The 10,080-nt window shown below is 74.3% G+C and carries 8 protein-coding genes and 1 pseudogene; 3 read left to right on the top strand and 6 right to left on the bottom strand.

Annotated features, from left to right (window positions below; translation table 11 throughout):
• Nucleotides 1-944: pseudogene (locus K7640_RS21020) on the top strand (glycoside hydrolase family 43); the annotation flags it as partial.
• 52 nt (nt 945-996) lie between these two features.
• Here K7640_RS21020 and K7640_RS21015 read toward each other — a convergent pair.
• Genes K7640_RS21015 through K7640_RS21005 form a run of 3 tightly spaced genes read right to left on the bottom strand, consistent with a single transcriptional unit; the run spans nt 997 to nt 3,312 of the window.
• A complete protein-coding gene (locus K7640_RS21015; protein WP_222956581.1) occupies nt 997-1,518 on the bottom strand; it encodes a 2'-5' RNA ligase family protein in 522 nt (173 codons plus the stop codon).
• 37 nt (nt 1,519-1,555) lie between these two features.
• Nucleotides 1,556-2,161, bottom strand: a complete 606-nt coding sequence (locus K7640_RS21010) for a response regulator (protein ID WP_222956580.1) — start codon at nt 2,159-2,161, stop codon at nt 1,556-1,558.
• Complete coding sequence (locus K7640_RS21005; protein ID WP_222956579.1) at nt 2,158-3,312, bottom strand: sensor histidine kinase; 1,155 nt, start codon at nt 3,310-3,312, stop codon at nt 2,158-2,160. Before K7640_RS21005 ends, K7640_RS21010 begins: the two co-directional genes overlap by 4 nt.
• Before the next feature lie 132 nt (nt 3,313-3,444).
• Here K7640_RS21005 and K7640_RS21000 point away from each other — a divergent pair, with 132 nt between their 5' ends.
• On the top strand, nt 3,445-3,960 hold the full coding sequence (locus K7640_RS21000; RefSeq protein ID WP_222956578.1) for a hypothetical protein: 516 nt from the start codon (nt 3,445-3,447) through the stop codon (nt 3,958-3,960).
• A gap of 78 nt (nt 3,961-4,038) precedes the next feature.
• The gene (locus K7640_RS20995; protein ID WP_222956577.1) at nt 4,039-5,793 is read left to right on the top strand and encodes a DEAD/DEAH box helicase; all 1,755 of its coding nucleotides are present in this window, start codon (nt 4,039-4,041) and stop codon (nt 5,791-5,793) included.
• Between the two features lie 97 nt (nt 5,794-5,890).
• On the opposite strand, the gene K7640_RS20990 is transcribed toward K7640_RS20995, so the two are convergent.
• From K7640_RS20990 to lon, 3 genes are all read right to left on the bottom strand, one after another.
• The gene (locus K7640_RS20990; RefSeq protein WP_222956576.1) at nt 5,891-6,433 is read right to left on the bottom strand and encodes a hypothetical protein; all 543 of its coding nucleotides are present in this window, start codon (nt 6,431-6,433) and stop codon (nt 5,891-5,893) included.
• 427 nt (nt 6,434-6,860) lie between these two features.
• Entirely contained in the window at nt 6,861-7,412 is a 552-nt protein-coding gene (locus tag K7640_RS20985; protein ID WP_222956575.1) for a hypothetical protein, read from the bottom strand.
• A 294-nt stretch (nt 7,413-7,706) separates the two neighbouring features.
• Nucleotides 7,707-10,043, bottom strand: a complete 2,337-nt coding sequence (gene lon, locus K7640_RS20980) for an endopeptidase La (RefSeq protein WP_222956574.1) — start codon at nt 10,041-10,043, stop codon at nt 7,707-7,709.
• Nucleotides 10,044-10,080 lie beyond the last annotated feature (37 nt).

The following is a 10,080-nucleotide window of genomic DNA, read 5'->3' as shown; positions in this document are numbered from 1 at the left end:
GCCTCCCCCTCGGCGGGCGGGTCACGGTGACCGTCGACGCCGCCGGCCGGCTGACCGCCCGGCAGGGCGACCGGACGGCCACCTCACCCGCGCCGGCCGGCTTCGACCCCGCCGACCGGCACAACCTCGCCGTCGAGGTACGCGGCCGCCAGCTCGTCGCCGAGCTGAGCCCCGCCCGCCTCGGCGACCAGTTGGCCACCGTCGCGCTGACCCTGGACCGGCCGGCCGCCGGCCCGCTCACCCTGGTCGCCACCGGCGGGCGGGCGGCGTTCGACAACGTCAGCGCCACCCGGCTCTACCAACCGGTCCGCACGGTCGCCGCACCCCCGCGCGTCGGCGCTGCCCTGCCACAGTTCTCCGACGAGTTCTCCGCCGGGCTCGACCCGGACTGGCAGTGGATCCGGCGCAACCCGGACGCCACCGTCGCCGACGGCCGGCTGCGCTGGCCGGTCGAGGCGGCCGACCTGACCGGCACCGGCAACACCGCCGGCGTGCTGCTGCGCGACGCGCCCACCGGGGACTACGTGGTGGAGACGAAGGTGACGCTCGACCTGGGCGAGGAGACCGTGCGCAACTACCAGCAGGCCGGGCTGGTCGCGTACGTCGACGACGACCGGTTCGCCCGGCTCAGCCAGGTCGCCATCTGGAACACCCGGCAGGTCGAGTACGGCTACGAGCTGCCCTTCGCCGGCCAACCGGTGTACGGCGGCAACATCGTCGGCACCCCGGCGACGACCACCTGGCTGCGGCTGGCGCACCGGGTCGACCCGGCGAACGGCGAGCACGAGTTCCGGGCCGGCTCCAGCCGCGACGGCAGGAACTGGACCTGGGGCGGGGTGTGGACCTTCCCGGCCGACACCACGCCGAAGATCGGGCTGGTGGCGCACGGCGGCGCCGAGCCGCCGGTGACGGCCGAGTTCGACTACCTGCGCTTCTACCGCTGATCACGGACACCGCGCCCCGTCGTCCTCCCGGGCGGCGGGGCGCGGCCTGCGGTCAGCGCGGCACGCCCGACAAAGGCCGGACCGTCCGGCTCTCCCCGTCGTAGCTACGCGCCGCCACGAACTCCCCGCGCGGCCGGTCCACCCCGGCCACCGCCCGGGCCCGGCGCCGGTCGGCGTCCCGGAAGCGCAGCGCCAGGCTCAGATGCGGCACCCAGCGCCCCGGCCGGTGCCACGGGTTGCCCCGCTCGGGGCCGCCGAGCACGTCCCAGACGGCCGCGTGCAGCGCCACCAGCTCGGGCCCGGGTCGGACCAGCCAGGCCAGCGGCGCGCTGCCGTCGAGCACCTCGATCCGGTCCAGCCGGGCCGGCAGCGGCAGCACGGCGGCGCACAGGTCGGCGATCCGCTCCTCGGCGCCGGGTGGGAACGCGTCCACCGCCGCCAGGGTCAGGTGCGGCCGGTTGGTCGGGTGGGCGTTGCGGGCCAGGCTGGGCAGCCCGGCGGCGGCCAGCCGGGCCCACGCCGCCCGTACCGCCTCCTCCAGCCCTGGCGAACAGAGCAGCTCGACCGTACGCACGCCCGTCAGGTTAAAGGTCGCGCGCTCGCCGCGGGGGTCAGAACCAGCCGGCGTCGCGGGCGATGCGGACCGCCTCGGCCCGGTCGGTCGCGCCGAGCTTCTGGACGCTGGCGGTCAGGTAGTTGCGGACGGTCCCGGCCGACAACCGGGTGCGCCGGGCGATCACCGCGACCGGCGTGCCGTACTCGGCCAGCCGCAGCGTCTCCAGCTCCCGTGGGGTCAGTGGGCACTCGGGCAGGGTGAGCGCGTCGGCGGCGAGCGCCGGGTCGACGTAGCGGCCGCCGCCGTGCACCCGGCGGATCACGTCGGCGAGGGCCCCACCGGGTGCGCCCTTGCGCAGGAAGCCGCGGGCCCCGGCGGTGAGCGCCCGGCGCAGGTGACCGGGGCGGCCGTGGCCGGTGAGGATCACCACCGCGCAGTCCGGCAGGGCCCGGGCCAGCTCGGCGGCGAGTGCGATCCCGCCGGGCGGCGGCATCTCCAGGTCGACGACCGCGACGTCCGGGCGGTGGGCCAGCGCCGCGTCCACCGCCTCCCGCCCGGTCGCCGCCTGGGCCACCACCGTCAGGTCCGGCTCGAGACCGAGCAGGGCCGCGAGGGCGGTACGGATCAGTTCCTCGTCGTCGGCGAGCAGCACCCGGATCACGGGGTCACCGGCACCCGCGCCCGCAGGACGAACTCGTCGCCGTCCCGCCCGGCGGCCAGGCCGCCGCCGCCCGCGGCGAGCCGTTCGGCCAGCCCGCGCAGCCCGTGGCTGTGCTCATCCGGTGCGCCGGCCGCCGCCCCGTCGTTGCGTACCGTCATGGTGATCATGTCGTCCTCCCGCTCGACGTCGATCCGACACCACCCGGCCCGGCTGTGCCGCAGCACGTTGGTCCCGGCCTCGCGCAGCACCGCGGCCAGGTCGGCGGCGGCCCGGGCGGGCAGCTCGCCGTCCGGCGACCGCACCGTGCAGCGCACCCCGCAGGAGCGCAGCACCTCCCCCACCGCGGTGAGCTGTTCGGTCAGGTCGACCGCCCGGTAGTCGTGCACCGCCTCGCGGACCCGGTGCAGCGCGGTGCCGGCGAGCCGGCGTACCTCGTCGGCCTCCCGGCCGGCCCGGGCGGCGTCGACCGGCGCGAGCCGGGCGGCCAGCTCCGCCTTGAGCGCGATCACGGTCAGATCATGCCCGAGCAGGTCGTGCACGTCGCGGGCGAACCGGAGCCGTTCCTCGGCGGCGGCCAGCCGGGCCCGCGCCTGCTCGCCCTGCCGGGCCTCGACCAGCAGGTCCCAGAACCAGACCTGCGCCCGGTTGACCGTGGCGACCCCCGCCCCGACCAGCCCCGTAATGATCAGGTGGTCGGTGAGCGAGCCCCCGGTCCACCGGGCCACCCCGGCGGAGACCGCGACCACGGCCGCCGAGGCGACCAGCGCGCCGGGGGTGGCCAGCACCAGTGGCGCCATGCCGACCAGCGAGGCGCCCAGCCAGGCCCAGGTCGGCCAGGTGCCGGCGGCGACCGGCCCGGCCAGCGGGACGCTGAGCACCGCCGTCACGGCCAGCCCCACCGTGAAGCGGCGCCGCCACCGGTGGGACAACCCGGGGGTGACCGCCGCGTAGAGCACGGAGGTCTGGGCCACGGTGAAGCCGAGCACGGCCACCGCGCCCAGCGTGACCCGCGTCGGGTCCGGTTCGCGGGTCAGCCCGGCACCGGGCAGCAGCAGGCTGGCCCAGACGCTGGTGACCAGGAAGACGAGGGTGACCTGCCGGGCGCGGCGCAGCCGCCGGTCGGCTCCCGTCCACACCCCGTCGACCGTCATGCCCGCCGATCCTAGGGCAGCGCCGGCCCTGGTCACCCGTGCGGAATGTCATCGGGAAACCGTGCGCCCCGCCCGGTCGTCCGGTGACATCGGCATCTGGGGTCCGGCGCTTGGCCGGCCCAGGATCGACACATGACCGACGCGACGACGTACCCCGGCACCCACCCCTCCGACGTGCCGACGCACCCTGACACCCGCCCTCCCGCCCCGCGGCCCGCCCGGCACCGGCTGCTGCGGCACCTGATCGAGATGACCCTGGCGATGGTCGCCGGGATGGTGCTGCTCGGCCCCGTCCGGCACGCGCTCGGCGGAGCGCTCGGGCTGGCCGGACCGCTCGCCCGACCCGAGGTGGCCGCGCTCGGCATGGCCACCGACATGGCGGTGGCCATGGCGGCGTGGATGTGGCACCGGGGCCATGGCCGGCGGGCCACCGCAGAGATGGTGGCCGCCATGTACCTGCCGTTCCTGGTGCTGCTCGTCCCGTTCGCCGCCGGCCTGCTCGGCGGGGAAACGGTGCTGCTGGGCGGGCACCTGCTGATGATGCCGGCGATGGTCCTGGTCGCGGTGCGGCACCGGCACGACCACCCGGGCCCGTCCCGGCGGTACCCGGTGGTCGCCGCGCTGGTGGCACGCCGGCGACGCGGCTGAGGTGAGCCGGACGTGTCGGGGGCGACGGTTGTGCCGGTCGGCGGAGCACGCCGGTGGGCATGATGAAAAGCTCTCCCCATGAGTTCCGCACCTGTGCCGACCGATCCCACCCCCTCCGACCCCGACGAGGCGAGCGCCTTCGCGGACCTCGGGCTGCGCGCCGAACTGCTGGCCGCGCTGAGCGCCCTCGGTTACGAGGAGCCGACGCCGATCCAGCGGGAGGCGATCCCGCCGCTGCGCGAGGGCCGGGACCTGCTGGGTCAGGCGGCGACCGGTACGGGCAAGACCGCCGCGTTCGCGCTGCCGTTGCTCCAGCGGATGCCGGAGGACCGCTCGGGCGGTGATCCGCTGGCGCTGGTGCTGGTGCCCACCCGGGAGCTGGCGGTGCAGGTGTCCGAGGCGTTCCACCGGTACGGCAAGGACCTCGGCGCCCGGGTGCTGCCGATCTACGGCGGGCAGCCGATCGGCCGGCAGTTGCGCTCCCTGGACGCCGGGGTGGACGTGGTGGTGGCCACCCCGGGCCGGGCCCTGGACCACATCGCCCGGGGCACGCTGCGGCTGGGCAACCTGGGCACGGTGGTGCTGGACGAGGCCGACGAGATGCTGGACATGGGCTTCGCCGAGGACATCGAGGCGATCCTGGAGCACGCGCCGGCGCAGCGGCAGACGGTGCTCTTCTCGGCGACCATGCCGGCCCGGATCGACGGGCTGGCCCGCCAGCACCTGACCGACCCGGTCCGCATCCAGATCGAACGGGAGCGGCCGGTCGCCGGCGAGGCGCCCCGGGTGCGGCAGAGCGCGTACATCGTGGCGCGGGCGCACAAGCCGGCGGCGCTGGGCCGGGTGCTGGACGTGGAGTCGCCCACCTCGGCGATCGTCTTCTGCCGCAGCCGCGAGGAGGTGGACCGGCTCACCGAGACGATGAACGGCCGGGGTTACCGGGCCGAGGCGCTGCACGGCGGAATGAGCCAGGAGCAGCGCGACCGGGTGATGGGCCGGCTGCGCTCCGGCACCGCGGACCTGCTGGTGGCCACCGACGTGGCGGCCCGCGGGCTGGACGTGGAGCAGCTGAGCCACGTGGTCAACTACGACGTGCCGTCGGCGCCGGAGTCGTACGTGCACCGGATCGGTCGGGTCGGCCGGGCCGGCCGGGAGGGGGTGGCGATCACCCTCGCCGAGCCGCGCGAGCACCGGATGCTCAAGACGATCGAGCGGGTGACCGGGCAGCGGATCCTCATCGACAAGATCCCCACGGTGGCCGACCTGCGCACCCGGCGGCTGGCGCTGACCCAGGCGGCGCTGCGGGAGTCGCTGCTGGAGGACGACCTGGAGCCGTTCCGGGTGATCGCGGAGTCGCTCACCGACGAGTTCGACCTGATGGAGGTGGCGCTCGCGGCGGTGAAGCTGGCCCACGAGGCGACCCTCCCCGGTTCGGACGACGAGGCGGAGGAGATCCCGCAGGTCGCCGTCCGGCCGGCCCGGGAGGGCCGGCCCGGCCATGAGGGCCGCGGCGAACGGCGCGGCCCGGCCCGCCCGCGCGCGACCGGCACCGTCCAGGTCTTCGTCGGCCTCGGCCGCCGGGCCGGCGTACGCCCGCAGGACCTGGTGGGGGCGATCACCGGCGAGACCGGGGTGCGCGGCCGGGACATCGGCTCGATCGAGATCGCCGACCGGTTCTCGCTGGTGGAGGTGCCGGTGGGCGTGGCCGACGAGGTGATCCAGGGGCTGCGCGGCAGCACCATCAAGGGCCGCAAGGCCACCGTACGCCGGGACCGCGACGGCGACGGCGACGGGGGACGCTTCGACTCCCGGGAGCGGCGCGACCGCCGCTGATCCATCTCGACGCCGGACGCGGTGCGGCCCCGGTCGACATCGACCGGGGCCGCACCGCGGGCGCGCTCAGCAGCCACCGCTGCCGGGCGTGGCGAGGTCAGCAGTTGCGGATCGACCAGACCGGGTCCCAGTTGTAGGTGCCCGGGCCCTTGTCGTTGAAGGACTTGAGGACCTTGCCGCTCTGGCTGTAGAAGGTCACCCAGACCCCGCCGTACTGCTGGTTGTTGTAGCTGCCGTTGCCCTGCCAGTACGACAGGTAGTAGCGCTTGCAGTAGTAGAGGTCGAACACCTTCCACTTGTTGGCGGTCTTCACGGTCGGGTCCAGGACGAAGGCGCAGAACACCCCGTAGCCGCACGAGGTGGCGGCGGGATTCGACACGTACCGCACGTTGTTGGCCGCCGGCGAGATGCCCGGCGAGACCGCGGCGGCCAGGACGGTCGCCGCCTTGGCGCTGACCGGCGCGGCGGCCACCGGCGCCGCGGCGACCGGGGTGCTGGCGACGGGCGCGCTCGCCCCGGCCGAGGCCGGGGTGATCACGGTGAGCATGCCCGCCACGAGCACGCCGACCAGGGCGAGGCTGCGGACCAGGCGGGCGGGGACTGCTCGATTCGCGTTTTCCCGGGATGGATTGATGAACACGTGCTGCCCCTTTCAGGAAAGCGGTCGCCGCTGCCGGCACCAACGGGCCGAATCCATCGGCGAAGCCAGATAAGCGCAGCGTATGACGTTGCAACGACCACAACCAGACGCGTTTGCGACAATTATCGATTGCCGCCACAGCACGTCCGAAGCCCGAATTCATCTCGCTTCAAATACGCGGGCCCATGGCTTCACATTTCACCTCCACCCCGCCCCCGCCAGCTCCGTCGACCATGGGATTGTGGCGCCCGGTACGCCCCGATGGCGGGCGCATTTTCCCGGCCACGACTCCATGATCGGCGGGGTGAGGATGGGGTGCGGGGCGGGACCGGCCCGGGTGCCGGGCACGGGCCGGCGGTGCCAGGCCATCCCGGGCGGTCCCGCCCGACGGCCGGTCGACGCCGATGGCGTCGGGGCCGGTATCGGGTCAGCAGTTGCGGATCGACCAGACCGGGTTCCAGTTCTGGGTGCCCTTGCCGGTCTTGGTGAAGGTCTTGAGGACGTTGCCGCTCTGGCCGTAGAAGGTCACCCGCACGCCGCCGTACTGGTGGTTGTTGTAACTACCGGTGCCCTGCCAGTACGAGAGGGAGTAGCGGTGGCAGTAGTACAGGTCGAAGACCTTCCAGTTGCCCCTCGTGGGGTCCCACACGAAGGCGCAGAGGTTCCCCGACGGACACGAGGTGGTGGCGGGGTTCGACACGTGTCGCACCCGCCGGGCCGCCGGCGAGATGGTCGGCGCGATCGCGGCGGCCGCCACGGCCGTCGTCGCCTTGACCGCGACCGGAGCGGCGGCGACCGGAGCGGCGGCGACCGGAGCGGCGGCGGGACTGCTGGCGGTGGGCGCGGCAGCCTTGGCGTGCGCCGGGGCGGCCACGGCGAGGAGGCCGGCCAGCACCACCCCACCGGTCAGGGCGAGCGCCCGGGTCGCCCTGCCGGGCCCCGATCGCCGCTCGACCCCGGGTGACGAATCGACAAACATGTGATCTCCTTTCACAAACCATTCACGCTGCGCCGGGCCGCGAACTGATACGCGGGTGTCGGCCGGGAGCAGCCTAAAACGCGGGGATGGCGGCGGTCAGGTGGACCGCAATCATTCTCGCGACTTCCGCCGAATGGGTCCGCGGAGGCGAAAAATTGCTCAGCTTTCCGGCGGACCAGGCAGATGTGAATCGTTTGTCAAAAGCGCGGATCACGTGTTCGAAAACTTCTCCGGATCATGTCGAGCGACGTTGCCGGGCCGGCCGAACGGCCGACCCGGCAACGTCCGGGTGTCTCAGGCGGCAGCCAGCGGCGTGCCGCCCAGCGACTCCGCGTCGACGTCGGCCGGGCGCAGCGCCAGGGCGAGCACGTCGGCCACGTCGGTGAGCGCGTGCACGGTCAGCGCCTCGCGTACCTCGGCGGGCAGGTCGTCGAGGTCCGGCTCGTTGCGCTTCGGGATGATCACCTCGGTCAGACCGGCCCGGTGCGCGGCGAGCAGCTTCTGCTTCACCCCGCCGATGGGCAGTACCCGGCCGGAGAGGGTCACCTCGCCGGTCATCCCGAACTCGGGGCGTACCGGCCGGCCGCCGGCCAGCGACGCCAGGGCGGTGACCATGGTGATGCCGGCGCTCGGGCCGTCCTTGGGCACCGCGCCCGCCGGTACGTGCAGGTGGATCCGCCGTCCGGCGAGGGCGTTCGGGTCGAGCCCGAGCCGCCGCCCGTTGGAGCGCAGGTACGACAGCGCGATGTGCGCGGACTCCTTCATCACGTCGCCGAGTTGGCCGGTCAGGGTCAGCCCCGGCTCGCCCTCCATGCTGGTGGCCTCGATGAAGAGCACGTCACCACCGGCGCCGGTGACCGCCAGGCCGGTGGCCACGCCGGGCACCGCCGTCCGCTCCGCCGACTCCGGGGTGTGCTTCGGCCGGCCCAGGTAGCGGGCCAGGTTGTCGGCGTCGACGCGGACCGGGGCCGGGTCGGTGGCCAGCGCCACGGCGACCTTGCGCAGGATCTTCGCCAGCGCCCGTTCGAGCTGCCGGACGCCGGCCTCCCGGGTGTACTCCCCGGCGATCAGCGCCAGCGCCTCGTCGGCGACGGTCACCTCGTCGGCGGTCAGCCCGGCCCGCTCCCGCTGCCGGGGCAGCAGGTGGTCCCGGGCGATGGCCACCTTCTCGTCCTCGGTGTAGCCGTCCAGGGTGACCAGCTCCATCCGGTCCAGCAGCGGGCCGGGGACGGTCTCCACCACGTTGGCGGTGGCCAGGAAGAGCACGTCGGACAGGTCGAGGTCGACCTCCAGGTAGTGGTCCCGGAAGGTGTGGTTCTGCGCCGGGTCGAGCACCTCCAGCAGGGCCGCCGCCGGGTCACCGGAGTAGCCGACGGCCAGCTTGTCGACCTCGTCGAGGAGCACGACCGGGTTCATCGAGCCGGCCTCGCGCAGGGCGCGGACGATCCGGCCGGGCAGCGCGCCGACGTAGGTGCGCCGGTGGCCGCGGATCTCCGCCTCGTCCCGCACGCCGCCCAGGGAGACCCGGACGAAGTTGCGGCCGAGCGCCCGGGCGACCGACTCGCCGAGGCTGGTCTTGCCGACCCCGGGCGGGCCGGCGAGGGCGAGCACCGCGCCGGAGCCGCGACCGCCGACCACGCCGAGGTTGCGCTCCGCGCGCCGGTTGCGCACCGCCAGGTATTCCAGGATGCGGTCCTTCACGTCGGCCAGGCCGGCGTGGTCGGCGTCGAGCACCGCGCGCGCCGCGGCAAGATCGGTGTTGTCCTCGGTACGGGTGTTCCACGGCATCTCGAGGACGGTGTCCAGCCAGGTACGGATCCAGCCCGCCTCGGGTGAGGCGTCGCTGGCCCGCTCCAGCTTGCCGACCTCGCGCAGCGCCGCCTCGCGGACCTTCTCCGGCAGGTCGGCGGACTCCACCCGGGACCGGTAGTCGGCGGAGCCGTCCGGCTCGTCCTCGCCGAGTTCCTTGCGGATGGCGGCGAGCTGCTGGCGGAGCAGGAACTCCCGCTGCGACTTCTCCAGTCCCTCGCGGACGTCGGTGTTGATCTGCTCGGTGACCTCCTGCTCGGCGAGGTGCTCCTTCACCCAGCCGACCAGCAGTTCGAGGCGGGCGGTGACGTCCGGGGCGGCGAGCAGCTCGGTCTTCTGCGCCAGGCTGAGCCAGGGCGCGTAGCCGGCCGAGTCGGCCAGCTCGGAGAGGTCGGTCATCCGCTCCATGGCGTCGATGACCTGCCACGCGCCGCGCTGCTGGAGGACCGAGGTCATCAGCGCGCGGTACTCGCGGGCGAGTTCCCGGGCCTTCCCGGCCGGGGCGGGTTCGTCGAGTCGGGTGGCCTCCACCCAGAGCGCCGCGCCGGGTCCGGGCACGCCGGAGCCGATCCGGGCGCGGGACAGGCCGCGGACCACCGCGGCGGGTTCGCCGCTGGGCAGCCGGCCGACCTGCTCGATGGTGGCGATCACGCCGACGGGTCCGTACTCGCCGTCGAGGCGGGGCACGGCGAGGAGCTTCTTGTCGCCGGTGGCCCGGGCCGCGTCGACGGCGGCCTGGGTGGTCGGGTCGAGGGTCACCGGGATGACCATCCCGGGCAGCAGGACGGCGTCGGTCAGCGGAAGTACCGGAAGAGTTGCCATCGAACACCTGCCATCACGTTGAGTTGAGCGTGTCTGG

The organism is Micromonospora sp. PLK6-60 (genome assembly GCF_019890675.1).
GTDB lineage: Bacteria > Actinomycetota > Actinomycetes > Mycobacteriales > Micromonosporaceae > Micromonospora.
Note: the sequence above shows the minus strand (reverse complement) of the source record. Positions and strands in the feature narration are given on the sequence as shown.